The sequence below is a fragment of the Actinocatenispora thailandica genome (assembly GCF_016865425.1).
GTDB lineage: Bacteria > Actinomycetota > Actinomycetes > Mycobacteriales > Micromonosporaceae > Actinocatenispora > Actinocatenispora thailandica.
In genome coordinates this window covers 7,289,159-7,308,499 of record NZ_AP023355.1, presented here as the reverse complement: position 1 = coordinate 7,308,499, position 19,341 = coordinate 7,289,159, and the positions used below count along the sequence as shown (strand labels likewise).

The following is a 19,341-nucleotide window of genomic DNA, read 5'->3' as shown; positions in this document are numbered from 1 at the left end:
GAGCTGGTGGTTGCCGGTGCGGGTGGGGCGCCAATCGTGGGCAGGTGCACGGTTGTGGGGGCTGGGGACTGCCCCGAGTTTGGTTGACACTCGGGGTTGATGGGTGTCAGGCCGCGTGTGCGGTGGTGTAGATGGTCTCAAACTCGATCGGGGTCAGCCGGCCGAGGCGGGCTTGACGACGCCGGCGGTGGTAGGTGGCTTCGATCCAGGTCACGATCGCCAGCCTCAGCTGGTGACGGGTGGCCCAGCGGCGGCGGTTGAGCACGTTCTTCTGCAGCAGCGCGAAGAACGACTCCATCGCGGCGTTGTCGCCGCAGGCACCGACCCGTCCCATCGACCCGGTCAGCCCGGCCTGGTGCAGCGTGGTGACGTATTTCCGGGACCGGAACTGGCTGCCGCGATCGGAATGCACAATCGTGTGGTCCGGGCAACGCAGCCCGATGGCGTGCCGCAGCGCGGCGACCGCCAGCTCAGAGGTCATCCGAGAGTCGATGGAGTAGCCCACGATCCGGTTGGACCACAGGTCCTTGATCGCGCACAGATACAGCTTGCCCTCGGCGGTGGGATGCTCGGTGATATCGGTCAGCCACACCCTGTTGGGTGCCGCAGCGGTGAAGTCCCTGCCGCCGCCTGGCCGTTTGATCAGGTCGTCATGCACCGGCGGACCGGGCCTGCGGCCCAGACCGCGTTTGACCGAGTGGGCGCAGATGATCCGCTGGTCGCGGCACAGCCGCCATACCCGGTTGTCGCTGGCGTGGTGGCCGGCGGCGCGGAGCTGGTCGGCGACCAGCCGGTAGCCGAACTCCGGGTCATCGGCGTGCGCATCGAGTGCGGCGTTGGTCAGCCACGCATCCTGGTAGTCACGCTGCGAGACCGGCTCACGCACCCACTGGTAGTAGCCCTGCCGGGAGAAGCCCAGCACCCGACACGTCACCGCGACCGGCACCCGAACAGGGGCGCCGGCCGCGGCCAACTCTCGGACGAGCGGGTAGATCATTTTGGGTTGATGTCCCGGGCCAGATAGGCAGCCGCACGCCGCAGGACCTCGTTCTCCTGCTCCAGCAGCCGGTTGCGGCGCTTGAGCTCCCGCAGCTCCTGCGACTCCTCGCGGGTCACGCCGGGCCGGTTGCCGTCGGCAACATCGGCCGCTTTCAGCCAGTTGGACAGACACGACTCCGAGATCCCGAAGTCCTTCGCGATCTGCGTCAGCGGCGCGCCGCCGGCACGGGCGACCGCGACCACGTTGTCCCGAAACTCGCGGGGATAGGGCTTGGGCACAGCAAACATCCTTCCAGCAAGGCCAACAGCCTCACAGGTCAGGCGTCAACCAAACCCTGGGCAGTCCCGATCATCGACAAGGACCCTCCTGCCCTCGGCCAGGACTGCGTTGTTGGCGGTGTCCCAGGCGACCCCGAGTCCTTCGGCGACCCGGGCGATGGTGAGGTGCTGGACCACGATGGCTTCCAATGCCCACCGCAGCCCGGCCCGTGACAGCTTGGCCCGCGGCTCGGCCGCCGGAGTGGTGTCTTGTCGCCACACGTGCCCGCACTCGCGGCACCGATAGCGACGCACCGCGATTTCCAAGATGGTGGGCCGCCAGCCCAGCGGTTCATGTGCCAGGCGCCGGATCACCGTGTCACGGGCCACCCCTTCGGCATCGCAGCGGCGACACCACCGGTCGGGCTCGACAACTCGACACGCAAGCACCGCCCGGTCCGGCTCGAGTCGCTGCCCGATCACGGCGAGGCCGAGGCCGTCGAGCCGGGCGAAAGTGGTCAGGTCAGGCCGGCCGAACCCGGCCGGCACGGTAGCGTCAAGCACGTCGAGGTCTTCCAGATGGCGAGCGTGAGAACTTCCATCTTCGGGGACCTCGACGCCTACCTGGGGACCAACGCGCCAGCCCGACCTACACCCTCATCTGGGAAGAGCCGGTTTGCAGCTACCTCCACACAGTTCCCACCGTTAGTGCCGCGCCGGATCCTTCCGGATCTGATCAGTTCCCGGATGGGAGCAACGATTCGACTCGGGTGCGGGCAAGCTACCGCGAGTGCGCCGAGGGCTGGGAACAGATCGTTCCCGCGTTCCACGGCGCGGTCGTCGAGAGGCGGCATACCGGTGTGTGGTCGGCGCGGCGCATCACCGTCAATGTCACCCTACACTTGCGGTTGAGCTACCCAGACGGACGACGGGAACTGGTGTGGATACACGCGCGGGCCGAGAAGCCGGACCCGTTGGAGATCGACGCGGTGCTGTGGCTGTTGGAGCAGGCGGCCGACGATCTGCTGCAGAACGCGGAGCCGGTCTTTGTCGATGTGCGCCGCGCTCGTCTGATCCGTCTGCGGCCGTCGCGGGCGACCACCCCATGGATGGAAGCTGAGGCCGCCGGATTCGCCGAGCTGCTCGACCAGTTCGCGACGTCGGCCGCATAGCCAGATGTTGGGGGTAGGCGCTGACCACGCCTACCCCCACGGCGACCTCGACGCGCGGCCTTGCAGACACGACGAGCTCGCACTCACCGACCTCCTCGACGATCTCGGTGGTATCGACTACAGCTTCTCTTGAGCCGGGGCCCCACTGTTCGTTCCCCGACAGGGCGTCTGACAGCCGCGCGCAGTCGACTCGGCTTGCTGAGCGATCGACGGGTGCTCGGCCCGGCAGAGGCGATGAACGACGGCGTCTCCCGAAATACTTACTCAGAGTGAGACTATCAGGAACCGTTGCTCAACGATGTGGCACGACATCGCCAACGCCGAGTTCAAGCCGGTCCAGCTTCAGGTCGCTCATGAGCTGGGCCTTACCGTGCCCCGGCAGTGGCAGCAGCTGGCCCACACGAGGCATACACCGGGCACAAAAATCAGCAGCTCACCGCGTGAAATCACCGGTCAAAGCCATGTCCGGAAAACGTGAAGCCCCTCAACCAAAGGTTTCCGATAGCTCTTGCTGGACCCTGTTGCGGCGCAGATAGATCAACGACACCACCACCGCCTTGAACAATCCGAGCGTCGGCGGCCAGGTCTTATTTTCGTCCGCGATGTTGCGGTTGATCATGGCGCACAGTTCCTCAAGGCCAGCGCGAGAAAGGCCGGTGGTCTGATACATGTCAGACGGTCCGTTTGTTTGAGAGTTGAGTCGGGCAAGCCGAATTCTCCCAACAATCGGGCCGTCCCTCATGCCAACACGCCGTTATCAGCTCCACTTCGAGAGTGCCTAGATAGACCTCATTGTCCCCAGCCATGATGCGTCCGGAGTGCTAGCACACTCACGCCAACCATGATCCGCGCCACAGGCACGGTCGACAACTAGATGCAACGGGATCGCGGGCCTATCCCAATACTCTCCGACGCTGACGGGTTCGGCCCATTCCGCCGCCACTTTGGTCACTATCTTGATAAACACCGGACGATCGCGAAGCGCAGACTTTAAGAGTCTAGCTGGATTGCGAAGCGTCATGACGTAGCTAGATGCCGGAAGCCATTCAAGGTCTGCGAGGCACTCGTCAAGGGCCGGCCAGTTCCGCCCAAAATAGTCGGGCAGCATAGCTGCTTGGGCAAACTCGTCAAATAAGGCATCGAGCGTAGTCATCCTAGCGCCTTCAAGCTCGATCTTCTTACCTCCGCTGACGATGAGCTGGTCTGCCATTTTCCCGAACCGGTTTGAGTCAAGGTCGGCCGCAAATATCCACGGCGGGCCGATACTCAAGAGCGGGTTCTCAACCATCCGACTCACCGTACCCTATAGAACGATTTATAATGATCGTCCGTATACCAAGCGGACCCGTCGCTACCGGTTACCAATCGCTCCTCCTCACCTCGTGAAACGCCCTTGACCTTTGAGTTCACATCCCACTCACGATAAGTTACTCCATTGCCGCCGGGTAGAATAAGCGCTCCTTGGGACTGCCCCGAGACGTTCCTAATAGATGTCAAGTGGCTGTGGCGAGCTGTCGAAGGTCGGCCCGGAGACTGTAGTAGATCTCTCGGGCTATGTAGCGTTTCAGGCACCGGATGATGTCCTTTTTGGACAGTCCTTGCTCGGTGCGACGCTTGGCATAGGCGCGGGTGCGCTGGCAGTAACGCAGCCGGACCACGGCGATCAGGTGCAGGGCCCGGTTGGCTTGACGGTCGCCGAAGGGGTTGAGTCGGTGGCGTGTGGTCTTGCCCGAGGAAGCGGGGATGGGGTCGGCAGCGCACAGGTGAGCAAAGGCGGCCTCGCTGTGTAGCCGATCGATGTTCTGACCGGCGGTGATCAGCATCTGCGCGGTGTGGATGGGGCCCATGCCTAGCAGGTTGAGGGTGCGGGGTGCTGCGGCGTGCACCATCTCGGCCAAGCGCTGTTCGATTTCGGCGGCCTCGGCGGTCAGCGCTGCGATGCGGCGCGCCAGGCCGCGCAGAGCAAGCTTGGCCGCCTGGACGGGGTCGGCCAGCTGGTTGTGGTTCGGACGCCAGGTGGTCGCCTGACTGGCTTTGCCCGCAAGCGTTGTGGCGGTCAACGACCGCCGGATGGATTCGGGGGCCGTGATGGCCAGTTCGCTGAACTGGTTGAATGCTGCGGTTCGAGCCTTGACCGCGGAGTCGCGGGCAGTGTGCAGCAGCCGGATGGCCTCCACGATCCCGGTCGTGTCTTTGGGAACTGCGATGCATTCCCCGGCCAGCACCTTGCGAGCGGCTGCCTCAGCGTCGATGGCGTCGGTCTTACCACGCAGGGGCCTGTCAGGAACTCTGTGGGTGGGCTGGTGATCCAGAATGCTGGGGCGAGTGTCTCGGCGGGAAGGATCGTCTGTGTCGGAGTGGGAGTCAGCGGCGGAGGATTCCGCTGGGCAGGCGGCTGGTCAGACGCCGGAGCGTGAGCCTGGTGTGGATGTGCGGATCGCGCAGGAGCTGCCGAATCGCAGAAGGCAGCCAACCGCGCCCACGCACGGCTACGCGGCCCCGGCGAACGCGCGAACGCACAGCTCAAGACCTGGAAGGTACTCGCCAAGCTACGCTGCAGCCCGCACCGCGCCGGCCACCTCGCCAAAGCCATCCACGTCCTGCACAACCACGAACTCGCAGCAGGATGAAAAAGGCTCAGTGGTGACGAATTACAGGAGCTCTCGACAAGACCCCATGGCGGATGTTCTGGTCTCGCCCGGGTGAGCTATAACAATTCAAATCCTGCCACTGTGGGTAGGCATGCAAGATTGGACAACACGTAATGCTGCAGGACGATTTTAGAGTGGGACAGACGTTAACGCTGTCCTGCGAGCCTACGGATGCTCGAGTCGAGAGCATAACGAAACACTACGTTTCTATTGAATGGCCGTGGCGTGAGCCTGATCCGGAGTCTCAGATCCGATGGAGTGGGAAAATCTCCCTACCTTCGCGCGTCGACAGCGCCGAGTGGATCAATACTCCGTGGCGTACTGAACCTTCTGTTGAGGATCTCCGCGCAGGAATTGTTTGCATGATTGGAATTCCGCCAACGAATGTGATAGTGCGCGATGTGCGGATCTTCACTCCCGCGCGAGACGTCGGTTGGCTTCCACGTCCCACCCTGGGGCTCGGGGTCGTCCCCGAGGGGGAGAGCGAGAACGATCCGGAGGCCGGCTACCTCATATATGTTGACGGTGGGGAACCTATTTCCGTGATCCGAAGCTAGATTATCTCTTCCTATGTGGCCGTGGTTAATAGTCTGCCGAATTGCTTGGCCCGGGAGGGATCGTTGCTCGGGTTGATGGAGGTGAAGCCTGATTTTGGCGGCATCGAGCGGGCATTCTGGTGTCGCCTTGCTTGCAAGGCCGGCTGAGACGGGGTCGTGCCAGGCGAAGCGTAGACCGGCGAACACGCCCGTGTCGGTCGAGTGGCCGGACCGGCGATCGCGTGGTGGCGCTGCATGGCGGTCAGGCAGCAGAGTGAGACGGCGAAGCTGGCCGCGTTGGCCAGCAGGCCGATCACCGGGCCGCCGGCCTGGGCGATCAGGCCGCCGAGTTCTGGCCCGCTGACCTGGGCGACCTCGCGGCTGCCCAGCAGCTTGGCGTTGCCTTCGGCGAGGCCTGTCTCGTCGACTACCCCGGGGAGCAGGACCTGGAAGGCGCTGTGGAAGAACACGGCCGCTGCGCCGGCGATCAGGGCGACCGTGATCAGCTGCACCACCGTCAGTACTCCGCGCCAGGCGGCCGGGGAAGAACGTGATGCCGGCCAGATGCAGCCGGTAGAACAGGAAGTACAACGGCAGCAGGCCGAGCACGAAGGTCGGGAACGACAGGCAGGTCAGCGCGAACAGGGTCGCCGCCCGGCCGCACTCGCCGACCTCCTCGACGATCTCGGTGGTACCGACCACAGCGTCTCTTGAGCCGGGCCCCACTGTTCGTTCCCCGACAGGGGCCTCTGACAGCCGCGCACAGTCGACTCGGCTGGGTGAGCGATCGATGGGTGCTCGGCCTGGCAGAGGAGATGAACGACGGCGCCTCCCGAAATACTTACTCAGAGTGAAATTGTCGGGAACAGTTGCTCAGCGATGTGGCACGACATCGTCAACGCTTCACTGGCGGGGCCGGATCACACATTTTGTGGTAGTTCACCGGCCGAGTCAGGCGCAGTTTCGTCCCGTGCCTTGGCCGGTTGCCGCAGTCGACTCTCCGCCGCTGGGTGCTCCAACGGTGCTCCATCGGGCTGAACTTACTTTTCGTTAGATTGCGCTAGCTTTCAGTTCCGTCACCGTGCGCAGTCGGCGATCGGGCAGGTTCGCTGTGCAACGAGGCGATGCTGTGGTAATCTAAGGTAAATCAAGTTCATAGCCGTTGAGCTAAAGATCAACAAGGCTATGGGCTTTTAATCCGTAGGTTGTGGGTTCGAGTCCCACGCGATGCACCTGCCTTGACCGGCGGAAATACCTTTTCCGGTATGGCCGAGTCGATCCCTGGGTGTCACGCGGATGCCATGCGATCGTCGACCCGCCAAGCGGCTGATTACCCTTCGGATTCTCACCGCCGGTCCGGAGACTCGCCCAGGATTCTTGCTGCTATTCGGCCGGTCGTTTCTTGTGCTATTCCTGGCTGCGGTCGCGCGGTACAGGGTGGTGATCCCCTCGTTGCATCCGCGCCGCGCTGGCGGCGACTGTCGGTGGCCGCCGTCGGCCGGCGCCGCCCGGCCTGGTGTGGATGTCGGGACTGCAGGCAGAAGCGATGCTCAGGTGATCAGGCCGGCGCTGGTCAGCCAGATGTGTTCGCATGTCGCCGATGCCTGTCGGAGCTCCTCGCGGGATTCCTGTGAGGCGTGGTAGAAGGTGCGCTCGATCATCCAGCACAGCGAACGTGCCATCGCCGGGGCCTGGTAGGGCTTGGCGCCGGCCTGAATGCCGGCGCGTTCCAGAACGGCGGTGATGGCCTCGATGAACAGGTCAGCCGTGTGCTGCCAGAGTTCACCAATCTCCGGCACGGTCAGCGACAGGTCGATCGCCGTGCGCATGACCAGGCCGTGCTCGTTCCACAGTTCGACCGTGCGCTGCATGGCTGCTGCGATGGCCTGGCGCGGCTCCTCGGCCTGCGCGGTGGCCCGGGACCGTTCCCACAAGTGCTCCACAGTCCGGGCGACGAGTGCGGTGACCACCTCTTGCTTGGAGCCGAAGTAGAAGTACAGCGCGCCGCGTGTGATGCCGGCACCCTGGGCGAGGTCGCCGACGGTCATGGCGTCGTAGCCCTTCTGCGCCAGTAGGGCTTCACAGGTGTCCAGAATGGACCGCTCCCGGACATCGCCCTTGCGTTCGGTGGCGCGTCGGCTTCGCCCCGGGTGATGGCCGGTCATCAGAGCTGGGCGCCATCGGCGAAGTCGGTCGTGCGCGAGAGCGTCTCCCACGCCCGAATGTCCTTGTCCACCGCCGTCCGCGCGGCCGTGACCAGCCGCAGCGCATCCGAGCCGAGTACGAGGTGGGCCGGCGGCTGGTCGACCGACGCGATGTGCACGACGGCGTCCCCGGCCTTGGCGGGATTGCCCAGTTGGTTTCCGCTGGCCTTCTGCCGGGCCTCGCGGATGGGGGTGAACAGCTCGTCGTAGTCGTCGATGGATCGCACGGCGCGGGTCATGGACCGTCCGGCCCAGTCGGTGCGGAAGGAGCCGGGTTCGATCGCCGTCACCTGGATCCCGAACTGTGCGACCTCCTTGCCCAGCGCCTCCAGGATGCCTTCCAGAGCGAACTTGCTGCCGCAGTACGCGGACATGCCGGGCACGGCCATCAACCCGCCCATGGAGGTGACGGCCATCAGGTGTCCGCGGCGGCGCCGTCGCATGTGCGGCAGGGCCGCCTGCAAGGTGGCCACGGCCCCGAACACGTTGACGTCGAACTGTCGCCGCACCTCGGCCAGCGGGGTTTCCTCGAAGGTTCCCTCCAGGCCGTAACCGGCGTTGGCGATGACGACATCCAGCGGGCCGACGCTTCGTTCCAGCTCCGCGACGACGCCGGCGACGGTGTCGCCGTCCGTCACGTCCACGATGCGGCCGTGAGCACGCCCCGGGCTGAGTTCTTCGAAGGCTCGCCGGTCCGCCTCGGCGCGGACGGTGCCGGCGACGGTGTGCCCGGCGGCCAGGGCAGCCAGGGCGATTGCGCGCCCGAGGCCGGTGCTGACGCCGGTGATCAGCCAGTTCCGCGTGCTCATGGTTCTCCAGTCGGGTCTCCCGGGGACTTCGTACGCCCCAAAAAATCTACACCATGTCGAGTTTTCTCGCCACGGTGTCGATTCCGAGCCGCGCGCGGGGGCGTGCCACCCGGGCGCCTAGCGCTGCGAGGGGCGTCGCCGGTGGTCGGCGACGCCCCCGAGACGGCGCGTCAGCGTGCGGTCGCCGGCTCCGAGTCGGGCACGCGTTCCGGTCGCCGAGTCCGGAACACCAGCAGGACCAGTAGCGCGCCGAGGATGGCGATGCCGGCGGCGCCGAGGAACGCGGCCGAGTAGCCGGCGGTGAGGTCGGTGGGGTGCCCGATCCGGTCCGCACCGTAGGAGACGCCGACGGCGGTCATTGCGGCGAGCCCGAGCGCGGAGCCGACCTGGTACGACGTGTTGACGATGCCGGCCGCCAGGCCGCCTTCCTCCGGCCGGGCGCTGCCGATGGCGGTGCCCAGCGAGGGGATGAACGCCAGCGCCTGGCCCAGCGCGGCGAGCAGCGACGCCGGGAGTACGTCGACCAGGAAGTTGCCGGTGGGCCGCGCGAACGACAGCCACACCAGGCCGGCGGCCAGCGCGAGCAGGCCACCGACGATGAGCGGCTTGGTACCGAACCGGGCGATCAACCGGGGCGCGACGGCGACCATCAGGACCACGATGAGCAGCGTCATCGGCAGCAGGGCGGTACCGCTGGCGAAGGCGCCGTAGCCGAGCACCTGCTGCAGGTACAGGTTCAGGAAGTACCACATCGGGATCCAGGCCGCGCCGAGCAGCGCCTGCGCCAGGTTCGCGGCGCCCAGCTGCGGGGTGCGGAAGATCCCGAGCCGGACCAGCGGCTCCCGCCGGATCCGTTGCAGGACAAGGAACCCGGCCAGCAGGGCGACGGCACCGGCCAGTACGGCCAGGGTCGACGGCGCCGCCCAGCCGGCCTGCGGGGCGCGCACGATCGCCAGTACGGCCAGGGCGAGGCCACCGGTCACCGCGGCGGCACCGGTGACGTCCACCGACCCGCGCCGGCGGGCCGCGGCCGGCATCAGCAGTGCCGTGGCGATGATGGCGACCGCGGCGATCGGCACGTACAGCCAGAACACCCACGGCCAGGACAGCCACTGGGTGATCACGCCGCCGAGGAACACCCCTGCGGTACCGCCGGCCGGTGCCGCGGCGCCGTAGATCGCCAGCGCCCTGCCGAGCTCGCCGGGCCGTGCCCCGAAGAGCGTCATCAGCAGGGTCAACGCCGACGGCGCGATCAGCGCCGAGCCGGCTCCCTGCACCACCCGGCCGACGAGTTCCACGCTGGCGGTGCCGGCGAGCGCGGCGAGCACCGACCCGATCGCGAGGATCACCCACCCGGCACCGAACACGCGGCGCGCGCCGAGCAGGTCGGCCAGCCGGCCGCCGAGCAGCAGGAGACCGGCCAGCGCGATCACGTACGCGTTGAAGACCCACGACAACCCGCCCGGTGAGAACCCGAGATCGGTGCGCATCCGCGGTAGCGCCACCCCGATGATCGAGGTGTCCATGATCACCATGAACTGCGCCAGCGCGATGAACCCCAGCGCCCACCAGCGCCGCGTACCCGTTGCTTCGAACGACATGACATCCTCCGACGGTATGGCAATACCCCCTAGGGGTATCGCGCTGCCGGACGTTAGCGCACCCGAACCACGGAACACAAGTACCCCGTGGGGGTATGTGAGCGCGACCGCACGGCGCAACTCGGGCGCCGGGAAGAGGTGGCGACAACCCGGCATCGCGCCAGGCCCCGCGGGAGGTGGTGCGGGATCATCGGCCGCGCGGCACGTGCGCGCGGTCGCAACCGGGGCCGCGCGGCACGTTCGCGCGGTCGCCACCGGGGGCGCGCGAGACGGTGCCGGCCACGCTCGACCGGCCGGCGCGGTGACCGTCGCCGCATCCGGTGGCAGCGGCGAGCGCGGCTGCGCCGACGGCCACCGACCGGGTGCGCCGAAGGTGCGCGCATCCGAACATGATGGTGTACTCGGTTCCGTTGCCGGTCCGGAAGCCGCGCCACCGCCGGCACGGGGCCGCCGGCCGGCGCGCACCGATTCACCGAAAGCACTCGTCGCAGATACCCGCGTGGGGTATCGTACGCCGATGGTGACGGCGAGGACGGTGCGATGACCGCGGTACTGCTGCTGGGCGGGCTCGCGGTCCTCGCGATCGCCGGCCTGTACGGCGTGGGTCGGCTGGTCCGGGTGGCCGCGCAGGGCACCGCCCGCACCCCGTTCCTGTCCGGGAACCCACCCGTCGAGCACGCCGTCTCCCGCTACCACGTGCGCTGGTACACGGTGACGATGCTGTTCCTCGCGTTCGACATGGAGATGGTCTTCATGTACCCGTGGACGCTGGTGGTCGCCTCGGTCGGGGCCAGCGCGGTGATCGAGATGTTCGCGTTCCTGGCGGTGCTCGTCGCCGGCGTGCTGTACGCGTGGCGGGAAGGCGCGCTGCGATGGGTCTGACCGCGACGCTGCGGCGGATGACCCCGCTGCGGCCGATGATCGTCACCGCCCCCGGCGGCGAGCCGGCCCGGATGGCGGTGGAACGCTGGTGCGACCGGCACGGGTGGCTCCCCGCGTACGCCCCGGCGCAGGCGAACACGCTGGTCGTCTGCGGTGCCGGGGCCGGCGAGTTCGACGACGCGATCGACGCGGTCTGGGACCAGCTCCCGCTGCCCCGCCGGCGGGTCACCGTGACCGGCCCGGACGAGGTCGACGCCGCCCTGCAGGACGCGATCACCGCGCTGCGTTCCGGCGCGGACGCCGGAACCAGCGGACCCGCCGCGCCGAGTGACGGCCGCCGCCCCGCGGACGGCCAACGGGCCGCGGGGCACCGGGATGCGGACGGTACGCCCGGCGGACACCGGCACGCCGACGGCGAGCCGCCCGCCGCGCCGGACCGGCCCGAGCACGCAGACCACGAACCCAGCGGACACGACGAGCACGACCACGGCGGGCACGAGCCCGACGAGCACGGCGGAAACGACGAGACCGAGCCCGGGCACGGCAAGCGCGAGCGCGGGATGGAGGAGCCCCACCCGCACGAGCACGGCGCGCACGAGCAGGCGGGTCGCCAAGCCGGGCACCCCAGGGACGAGCACGGCGGGCACGAACGGGGCGAGCACGGTGGGCACGAGCACGGCACACACGAGCACGCGGGTCACCAAGCCGGGCACGGCGGGCACGAGAACGGCGGGCACGAGAACGGCGGGCACGAGAACGGCGGGCACGAGCACGGTGGGCACGAGCACGGTGGGCACGAGCACGGTGGGCACGAGCACGGCGGGATGATGATGCCGGGCGGGGTGGCGATGGCCGATCGCGGCACCGATCGGGACGGGCTGATGCTCGACCGGTTGCATCTCACGCTCGGGCCGGCGCTGTACCCGTGGCCGGCGGGATTTCTGGTGCGGCTGGTCCTCCAGGGCGACGTCGTGCAGGAAGCCGAGGCGCAGCGGTTGCCCGGCGGGCCGCGGCCACCGACGACACCCGCGGTGCGGCTGCTCGACCAGGTGCAGGCCCTGCTGGTACTGGCTGGCTGGCAGCGGGCGGCGCGGGACGGCCGCCGGCTGCGGGACGAGGCGCGGTCCGGGACGGCGCCGGCCGGCTACCGGCGCTGGGCGGCGCGGCTCCGCCGTTCGCGCCTGTTGCGTTGGTCGCTGGCCGGGCTCGGCCGGCTCCCGGTCGAACCGGCGACCCCGGCGAGCCCGCAGCACCGGCACCCGGTCGACCCGGCGGCCCCGAACGGGCGGCTCTCGGACGAGCCGGCAACCCCGGCGAGCCCGCAGCACCGGCGCCCGGCCGACCCGGCGGAGCCGGGCGGGCGGCTCGCGGTCGAGCCGGGGGCGGGCGCCGACGTGTACGACCGGTTGTCGGCCTGGCTCGACGGGCTGGACGCGGTGTTCGCCGGCCACCGCGTCGAGCTGGTCGAACCCGATCCTGGCCTGCTGCCGGCGGCGCTGGCGGGCGGTGATCTCGCCGCCGCGCGGTTGACCGTCGCCAGCCTCGCCGCGATGCCGGCGAGCCGGTCCGCGGTGGAGCGTGCCCGATGATCGAACAGGCTCCACTGTGGACGGTACCGGTCGCCGGTGCGGTACTGCTGGCGCTGGCCGGTGGCGCCGCGGCCCTGCGCGGCGGGCTGGCCGCCGGCCGCGCGTCCGGTGCCGGTACGCCGGGGGCGGAAGCGGCGCGGCTGCTGGTCCAGCAGCGGCGGTCGACGGTGGCCGCGGACCGGCTGCTGTGGCGGTTGGGTCCGGCCGCGGTGTGCGTGGCCGCGACGCTGGCGGTACTGGTGGTGCCGCTGGGCCGGTGGACGGTCTGGGACTCGCCGGTCGGGGTGGTCTGGTTCAACGCGATGGAGGTCGTCGTCTGGGCCGGCCTGTGGCTGACCGGCTGGGGCGCGAACTCGGTGTGGGGGCTGGTCGCCGGCTACCGCTTCCTGGCGCAGGGGCTGGCGTACGAGCTGCCGCACATGTTCGCGCTGACCACGGTGGCGCTGGGCGCCGGTTCGCTGCGGGTCGGCGACGTGGTGGCCGCTCAGTCCGGGCTGTGGTTCGTGGTGTGGATGCCGGTGGCGTTCGTCGCCTACCTGGTGGCGGCGCTGGGGATGGCGTTCTGGGGCCCGTTCGACGCGCCCGCCCAGGCGGACCTGGCGGGCGGGGTCGGCGCCGAACTGTCCGGGGTGGACGCCCTGCTGCTGCGCGCCGGCCGCTACCTGATGCTGACCGCCGCGGCGGCCTTCGCGGTACCGGCGTTCCTGGGCGGCGGCGCCGGGCCGCTGCTGCCGGCGTGGCTGTGGTCGCTGGTGAAGACGGCGGCGGTGTTGACGCTGCTGGTGTGGTTGCGGGACCGGTTGCCGACGGTACGGATGGACCGGTTCACCGAGCTGTCCTGGGTGGTGCTGCTGCCGGCGACGCTGCTGCAGGCGCTGCTGGTGGCGATCGTGGTGTTGGTGAGGTGAGCGGGATGCAGCTGGTGGTGTTCGTCGTCTGCGCGGTGGGCGCGGTCGCGGCCGGTGCGGCGGTGTTCTGGGTCGACTCGATGGCGCGGGCGACGTTCGCGCTGCTCGCCTCGTTCCTGTTCGTCGCGGTCGACGTGCTGCTGCTCGACCTGGCGTACCTGGGGGTGTTGATCATCCTGATGATGATCATGGAGATGGTCGTGATGGCCGTTTTCATGATCATGTACATGATGAATCCGGCCGGGCTGATGCCGATGAGCATGGTGCACAACAGGAGAGGCTCGCTGGCGATCGCGGTCGGCACCTTCCTGGTGCTGGCGGCGGGCATCCTGCTCATCCACTGGCCGACCCGGCGCGGCGCGCCGCCGGCGGAGCCGACCCGGCAGCTCGGCGAGGCGCTGATGGGCTCGAAGATGCTGGTGATGATGGTGCTCGGGCTCGCGCTGTTCGCCACCATGGTCGCCACCGTGGTGTTGGCGCAGCACCGCGGCCGCTACCACCGGTACGGGGACGAGCTGGACCGGCGCGCCCCGGACGACCCGATCCGCGGCGGGGTGGGCCGATGATGCTCCAGCTGTTCCTGCTGCTCGCGGCGGCGCTGCTGGCGATCGGGCTGTACGGCGCGCTGTCCCAGCAGTCGATCGTGATGATCATGATGGGCATCGAGCTGATGGTCAACGCGGTCATCGTGGCCGGCGCCGCGTCCTGGTGGTTCCTGTCCCCGCACCGGCCGGACGGCCAGGTCCTGGTGGTCGTGGCGATCACCGTGATGGCGGTCGAGATGGCGATGGGGTTCGCCGTCACCACCGCGATCTTCCGGGCCCGCGACGTCGACATGACCGACATGGCCGCGGACCTGAAGAAATGATCGCCCTGCTGCTGGTCGTGCTGCCGGTCGCCGCCGGCGTGGCGCTGCTGGCCGCCGGCCGCGCCGCGAACCGGGCCGCCGCACCAGTCGCGGCCGGTACCGCGGCGGTCACGGTGGTACTGGCCGCGCTCGCCGCCGGGACCCGGCCGGCGGCGTCGGTGCCGCTGTTCGCCGGGTTGCCGGCCGGGCTGCGGGTCGACGGCCTGTCCGCGGTCCTGGTGCTGACCGTCTCGGCGGTGACCCTGGCGGTGTCGACCTACGCGGCCGGGGAGCTGTCGGCGGATCCCGGCCGGTGGCGGTTCTTCGGGCTGATGCTGGTGTTCGCCGGCGCCATGCTGGTGACGGTCACTGCGACGACGCTGCCGGTACTGCTGGCGGCGTGGGAGGTGATGGGAGCCACCTCGTACGCGCTGATCGGCTTCTGGCACCGCGACCTCGACCGGGTCCGCGGCGGCGAGGTGGCGTTCCTGACCACCCGCACCGCCGACGTCGGCCTGTACCTGGCGGCGGGTGCCGCGGTGGCGGCCGGGGTACCGGGGCTGCGGCTGGCCGGGCTCACCGGCGCACCCGGCGGGTGGCGGGACGCGATCGCCGCCGGCGTGGTGCTGGCCGCGCTCGGCAAGTCGGCGCAGCTGCCGTTCAGCTTCTGGCTGTCGCGGGCGATGGCCGGCCCCAGCCCGGTCTCCGCGCTGCTGCACTCGGCGACCATGGTCGCCGCCGGCGGGTACCTGCTGCTGCGGCTGCACCCGCTGCTCGCGGCGACGTCCTGGGCCGCGCCGCTGGTCGCCTGGGTCGGCGCCGGTACCGCGCTGCTCCTCGGTGCGGTGGCGGTGGCGCAGCGCGACCTCAAGCAGCTGCTCGCCGCCTCCACCTGCGCGCAGCTCGGGTACCTGGTGCTCGCGGCGGGGGTGACCGCGGTGGCCGGCGGTGCCCAGCAGTTCGTCGCGCACGCCGCCACCAAGGCCCTGCTGTTCCTGTGCGCCGGCGCGTGGCTGACCGGGCTCGGCACCAAGCAGCTGCCCGGGCTGGCCGGCGCGGCCCGACGGTACCCGCTGGTCGGGGTCGTGTTCACGATCGGCGCGGCGAGCCTCGCCGGGCTGCCGCCGCTGTCGATCTGGGCCGCCAAGGACGAGATCCTCGCCGCCGCCGGGCGTTCGTCGCCCGCGCTGTACGCGGTCGGGCTGGCCGCCGCGGTGCTCGCCGCCGCGTACTCGGGCCGGGCGATCGCGGCGGTGTGGCACCGCGGCCCCGGCGACGACCGGTACCGGGAGCAGCCGAGCGCGCCGGTGACCGCGCCGATGCGGGCCGCGCTGGTGCCGCTCGCGGCCGGCGCCGCCGGGCTCGGCGCGCTGTCGCTGCCGCCCGCCGCTGCCGCCTGGCGCGCGCTGCTCGGGGTGCCGGCGGAACCGGGCCCGTCGGCCACCGAACTGGTCACCTCCGGCCTGCTCGCGGCGGTCACCCTCGGCGGCGTCGTCGCGGCGCAACGGGTGTCGGCCCGGCGCCGACCGTCGACCACGGCGCCGGACCCGAGCACGGTACCGGTACGTCCGGCGTCGCGCGGCGCGGCGCCGGCGGCCACCCGGCTGCTGGTCGACTGGCTCCTGCTGGAACGGGCCGCGACGGTGCTGGTCGCCCGGCCGGTGCTGCGGCTCGCCCGAATGCTGGCCACCGTGGACGATCGGCTGGTCGACGGCGGGGTCCGCGCCGCGGTCTGGTGCGCGACCGCCCTGTCCACGGCCGCCGGTGCGGTGGTCGAGCTGCGGGTCGACACCGTGGTCCGTTCCCTCGCGGCCGGGGTGCGTCGGCTCGGGTCGTGGGCCCGGCTGCCGCAGACCGGGCAGCTGCACCAGTACTACGCGCAGGCGGTGCTCGGCCTCGCGCTGTTGATCCTGCTGCTGATCGTCTTCGGGTCGAGGTGAGCTCGTGCTGCTGAGTCTGGTGGTGTTCTGGCCGCTGCTGGTCGGCGTCGGGCTGCTGGCCGTGCCCCGGCTGCCGGACCGCGCGGTCCGCTGGCTGTGGGTGGCGGCCAGCGCCGTCGACCTGGCGCTGGTGGTGGCCATCTGGGTCGGCTACCGGGGCCACGGCATCGGGTACCAGACGAACCTGGCGTGGATCCCGTCCGTCGGCGTCGGCTATCACGTCGGCGTCGACGGGCTGTCGCTGCCGCTGCTGGCCATGACCGCCGTGCTGTTCCTCGCCTGCGCGATCTACTCGCTGCGGCAACGCACCCGGGTACGCGGGTTCGCCGCGCTGTTCCTGTTCCTGGAGACGGTCAGCCTGGGGCTGTTCGTGTCGCTGGACCTGATCCTGTTCTTCGTCTTCTTCGACCTGTCGATCGTCGGCATGTACTTCGTCATCGCCGGCTGGGGGCACGGGGACCGGCAACGCTCGGCGCTCAAGTTCTTCCTGTACACGTTCCTCGGTTCGCTGGCGCTGCTGCTGGGCTTCATCGGCCTGTACCTGTCGGCGACCCCGCACACGTTCGACATGGTGGCGCTGACCCGCGCGCATCCGCTGACCGGTCTGGGCGGCGGCCTCGCGCTGCTGGCGATCGGTCTCGGGCTGGCGATCAAGACGCCGACGGTGCCGTTCCACACCTGGCTGCCGCCCGCACACACCGACGCGCCCGCGGCCGGCTCGGCGATCCTGGCCGGCGTGCTGCTCAAGATGGGCACCTACGGGTTCGTCCGGATCGCGATGCCGATGCTGCCGGACAGCTGGCGGCGGTACGCGCTGGTCGCGGTGGTGATCGGGGTGGTGTCGGTGGTCTACGGGGCGCTGGTCGCGCTGGCGCAGCGCGACTTCAAGCGGATGATCGCCTACACCTCGGTCAACCACATGGGCTACATCCTGCTCGCCGTGGGCGCCGCCGGCCTGCTCGGCTCGGGCGCCGCGGCGCGCTCGCTGGCGGTCACCGGCGCGGTCACCCAGATGGTCAGCCACGGGCTGATCACCGGCGCGCTGTTCCTGCTGTCCGGGGTGCTGTACCAGCGGGGCGGCAGCTACGCGATGGACTCCTACGGCGGGCTCGCCACCCGTACGCCCCGGTTCGCGATGCTGACCGCCGCAGCCGCGTTCGCCTCGCTCGGGCTGCCCGGCTTCTCCGGCTTCATCGCCGAGTTCCAGGTGTTCGCCGGCAGCCTCGGCCCGGTACCGGTCGCCACCGCGATCGCGGTGCTCGGCATCCTGCTCACCGCGGCGCTGTTCCTCGCCGCCCTGCGCCGGGTCTTCCTCGGCGGCTACCGGGCACCGCGCGGCGCCACCGTCACCGACCTGACCGCCGTGGAGGCGGTGGCGATCGTCCCGCTGATGCTGCTGGCGCTGCTGATCGGCGTGCTGCCCCGGTTCCTGCTCGACCTGATCGAACCGGCCGCCCGCACCGCGGCGGAGCTGGTCGCGCGATGACCGGCCTGCACGAGGATCCCGGCGCGCTGCTGCCCGAGCTCGCCCTGGCCGTCGCGGCCGTCGCCGGGCTGCTCGCCGGCTCGTGGCTGCCCCGGCGGCGGCAGTGGCTGGTCCGGCTGCTCGGCGCGATCGGCTGTACGGTCGGCATCGCCGCGGCCGTCGTCGCCGCCACCGGCCCCGCCCGTACCGTGTTCGGCGGCAGTTACGCGGTCGACACCGGCCTCGCCGTGGCGCGGGTGGTGATCCTCGCCGGCACCCTGCTGGTCCTCGCGATGGCCGGCGGCACGCTGTCCGGGCACCGGCGGGAGACCGAGTTCGTCGTCCTGCTGCTGCTCGCCGCGCTCGGCGCCATGGTGCTGGCCGGCACCGACGACCTGCTGCTGCTGATCGCCGGCTACCTGCTCGCCAGCGTCCCGCTCTACGCCCTGACCGCGTTCGACGCCGACCCGGCGGGCACCGAGGCGGCCCTCAAGTACTACCTGATCGGGGCGCTGTTCGGGGTGGTGCTGATGCTCGGCGTCGCGGCCCTGCTGGCGGCCGGCGGCGGCACCGACTACCCGACGCTGGCCCGGACGCTGCCCGGTGCCCCGCCGGTACTGGCCGCCGCCGGGTTCGTCGGGGTGTTCGGCGGGCTGCTGTTCAAGGCCGGCGGCGCACCGGCGCAGTTCTGGGTACCGGACGTCGCCGAGGGCGCCGGCACCCCGGTCGCCGCGTTCGTCACCACCATCCCGAAGATCGGCGCGCTGATCGCCGCGTACCGGCTACTCGACGTGGCGGTACCCGGGGTCGCCGGCGGCCGGCTGCTGGTCGCCGCCGTCGCCGCCGGCACCATGACGCTGGGCAACCTTGCCGCGTTCGCGCAGACCAACCCGCGGCGGCTGCTCGCCTACTCCACCATCAGCCAGGTCGGCTACCTGCTGATGGCCGTCGCCGCCGCCGGGCACGCCGCCCTCGCGCTGCCCGGCCTCGGCTTCTACCTCGCCGGGTACGCGGTCACCAACATCGGCGCCTTCGCCGTCCTGGCCGCGCTGCCGTCGGCGACCCTGGACGGCCACCGCGGGCTGTTCGGCCGGCGGCCGGTGCTGGCACTGGCGCTGGTGATCTGCCTGCTCGGGCTGGTCGGCACGCCGCCGACCGCGATCTTCGTGGGGAAGCTGTCGGTGTTCACGGCCGCGTTCGACGCCAACCTGCTCTGGCTGGTCGTCGTCGCCGCGGCCAACACGCTCGCCAGCCTCTACTACTACCTGCGCTGGATCGTCCCGCTGTTCCAGCGGGACGGCGCGCCGCACCCGACGCCCGCCGGCCGGTGGCCGGCCGCGGTGGCCGTCACCGCCGCCGCCGGGTCCCTCGCCCTCGGGCTCGCCGCCGAACCGGTCGTGCACGCCCTCTCCGGCCACCTGCTGCGCTGACCCGGGAGCCGTGCGCGGCGACGGCGGCCGTCACGCCCCGGCGACGCAGC

At 70.2% G+C, this 19,341-nt stretch carries 20 protein-coding genes and 2 pseudogenes; 12 read left to right on the top strand and 10 right to left on the bottom strand.

What is annotated here, in order from left to right:
• Positions 1-106: 106 nt before the first annotated feature.
• Both Athai_RS33210 and Athai_RS33205 read right to left on the bottom strand, forming a co-directional pair.
• Positions 107-1,278 (bottom strand): IS3 family transposase gene (locus Athai_RS33210; RefSeq protein ID WP_203965129.1). Its coding sequence is split into 2 segments (ribosomal slippage): positions 107-1,008 and positions 1,008-1,278, totalling 1,173 coding nucleotides; the frame shifts between segments, so codons are not numbered across the junction.
• 69 nt (positions 1,279-1,347) lie between these two features.
• Positions 1,348-1,821 (bottom strand): annotated as a pseudogene (locus Athai_RS33205) (ISL3 family transposase); the annotation flags it as partial.
• Positions 1,822-2,027: 206 nt separating this feature from the next.
• On the opposite strand from Athai_RS33205, the gene Athai_RS33200 reads away from it, so the two are divergent.
• Both Athai_RS33200 and Athai_RS33195 read left to right on the top strand, forming a co-directional pair.
• Complete coding sequence (locus tag Athai_RS33200; protein ID WP_203965128.1) at positions 2,028-2,429, top strand: hypothetical protein; 402 nt, start codon at positions 2,028-2,030, stop codon at positions 2,427-2,429.
• Positions 2,430-2,727: 298 nt separating this feature from the next.
• On the top strand, positions 2,728-2,907 hold the full coding sequence (locus Athai_RS33195) for a hypothetical protein (protein WP_203965127.1): 180 nt from the start codon (positions 2,728-2,730) through the stop codon (positions 2,905-2,907).
• Between the two features lie 6 nt (positions 2,908-2,913).
• Here Athai_RS33195 and Athai_RS33190 read toward each other — a convergent pair whose 3' ends face one another.
• From Athai_RS33190 to Athai_RS33175, 4 genes are all read right to left on the bottom strand, one after another.
• Positions 2,914-3,099, bottom strand: a complete 186-nt coding sequence (locus tag Athai_RS33190; protein ID WP_203965126.1) for a hypothetical protein — start codon at positions 3,097-3,099, stop codon at positions 2,914-2,916.
• 108 nt (positions 3,100-3,207) lie between these two features.
• Positions 3,208-3,717, bottom strand: a complete 510-nt coding sequence (locus Athai_RS33185) for a barstar family protein (RefSeq protein WP_203965125.1) — start codon at positions 3,715-3,717, stop codon at positions 3,208-3,210.
• Between the two features lie 5 nt (positions 3,718-3,722).
• A complete protein-coding gene (locus Athai_RS35445; protein WP_420829811.1) occupies positions 3,723-4,001 on the bottom strand; it encodes a ribonuclease domain-containing protein in 279 nt (92 codons plus the stop codon).
• A complete protein-coding gene (locus Athai_RS33175) occupies positions 3,923-4,654 on the bottom strand; it encodes a transposase (protein ID WP_203965123.1) in 732 nt (243 codons plus the stop codon). The genes Athai_RS35445 and Athai_RS33175 overlap by 79 nt, the downstream gene beginning before the upstream one ends.
• Before the next feature lie 228 nt (positions 4,655-4,882).
• On the opposite strand from Athai_RS33175, the pseudogene Athai_RS33170 reads away from it, so the two are divergent.
• Positions 4,883-5,059 (top strand): annotated as a pseudogene (locus Athai_RS33170) (transposase family protein); the annotation flags it as partial.
• A gap of 589 nt (positions 5,060-5,648) precedes the next feature.
• On the opposite strand, the gene Athai_RS33165 reads toward Athai_RS33170, so the two are convergent.
• Positions 5,649-6,131 carry an MFS transporter gene (locus Athai_RS33165; protein WP_203965122.1) on the bottom strand — a complete coding sequence of 161 codons (483 nt, stop codon included), beginning with the start codon at positions 6,129-6,131 and terminating at the stop codon, positions 5,649-5,651.
• Here Athai_RS33165 and Athai_RS33160 point away from each other — a divergent pair.
• The gene (locus Athai_RS33160) at positions 6,115-6,330 is read left to right on the top strand and encodes a hypothetical protein (RefSeq protein ID WP_203965121.1); all 216 of its coding nucleotides are present in this window, start codon (positions 6,115-6,117) and stop codon (positions 6,328-6,330) included. The genes Athai_RS33165 and Athai_RS33160 overlap by 17 nt on opposite strands.
• Before the next feature lie 836 nt (positions 6,331-7,166).
• On the opposite strand, the gene Athai_RS33155 is transcribed toward Athai_RS33160, so the two are convergent.
• The 3 genes from Athai_RS33155 to Athai_RS33145 form a co-directional block, all read right to left on the bottom strand.
• Positions 7,167-7,781, bottom strand: a complete 615-nt coding sequence (locus Athai_RS33155; RefSeq protein ID WP_203965120.1) for a TetR/AcrR family transcriptional regulator — start codon at positions 7,779-7,781, stop codon at positions 7,167-7,169.
• Entirely contained in the window at positions 7,781-8,629 is an 849-nt protein-coding gene (locus tag Athai_RS33150) for an oxidoreductase (RefSeq protein WP_203965119.1), read from the bottom strand. The genes Athai_RS33155 and Athai_RS33150 overlap by 1 nt, the downstream gene beginning before the upstream one ends.
• 170 nt (positions 8,630-8,799) lie before the next feature.
• Positions 8,800-10,230: an MFS transporter gene (locus Athai_RS33145; protein WP_203965118.1), complete on the bottom strand. Its 1,431-nt coding sequence runs from the start codon at positions 10,228-10,230 to the stop codon at positions 8,800-8,802.
• 540 nt (positions 10,231-10,770) lie between these two features.
• On the opposite strand from Athai_RS33145, the gene Athai_RS33140 reads away from it, so the two are divergent.
• From Athai_RS33140 to Athai_RS33105, 8 genes are read left to right on the top strand one after another with little or no spacing between them, the layout of a single operon-like run.
• Entirely contained in the window at positions 10,771-11,112 is a 342-nt protein-coding gene (locus tag Athai_RS33140; protein ID WP_203965117.1) for an NADH-quinone oxidoreductase subunit A, read from the top strand.
• Positions 11,103-12,701, top strand: coding sequence for a hypothetical protein (locus Athai_RS33135; protein ID WP_203965116.1), 1,599 nt, complete (start codon positions 11,103-11,105; stop codon positions 12,699-12,701). The genes Athai_RS33140 and Athai_RS33135 overlap by 10 nt, the downstream gene beginning before the upstream one ends.
• Positions 12,698-13,609, top strand: a complete 912-nt coding sequence (locus Athai_RS33130; RefSeq protein WP_203965115.1) for a complex I subunit 1 family protein — start codon at positions 12,698-12,700, stop codon at positions 13,607-13,609. Before Athai_RS33135 ends, Athai_RS33130 begins: the two co-directional genes overlap by 4 nt.
• 5 nt (positions 13,610-13,614) lie before the next feature.
• Positions 13,615-14,175 (top strand): NADH-quinone oxidoreductase subunit J, encoded by a 561-nt coding sequence (locus Athai_RS33125; protein ID WP_203965114.1) that lies wholly within the window; start codon positions 13,615-13,617, stop codon positions 14,173-14,175.
• Entirely contained in the window at positions 14,172-14,477 is a 306-nt protein-coding gene (locus Athai_RS33120) for an NADH-quinone oxidoreductase subunit NuoK (RefSeq protein WP_203965113.1), read from the top strand. Before Athai_RS33125 ends, Athai_RS33120 begins: the two co-directional genes overlap by 4 nt.
• Positions 14,474-16,396, top strand: coding sequence for an NADH-quinone oxidoreductase subunit 5 family protein (locus tag Athai_RS33115; protein ID WP_203965112.1), 1,923 nt, complete (start codon positions 14,474-14,476; stop codon positions 16,394-16,396). Before Athai_RS33120 ends, Athai_RS33115 begins: the two co-directional genes overlap by 4 nt.
• 7 nt (positions 16,397-16,403) lie before the next feature.
• Positions 16,404-17,882: a complex I subunit 4 family protein gene (locus tag Athai_RS33110; protein ID WP_203966680.1), complete on the top strand. Its 1,479-nt coding sequence runs from the start codon at positions 16,404-16,406 to the stop codon at positions 17,880-17,882.
• Positions 17,879-19,291 carry an NADH-quinone oxidoreductase subunit N gene (locus Athai_RS33105; RefSeq protein ID WP_203965111.1) on the top strand — a complete coding sequence of 471 codons (1,413 nt, stop codon included), beginning with the start codon at positions 17,879-17,881 and terminating at the stop codon, positions 19,289-19,291. Before Athai_RS33110 ends, Athai_RS33105 begins: the two co-directional genes overlap by 4 nt.
• Positions 19,292-19,341: the final 50 nt, after the last annotated feature.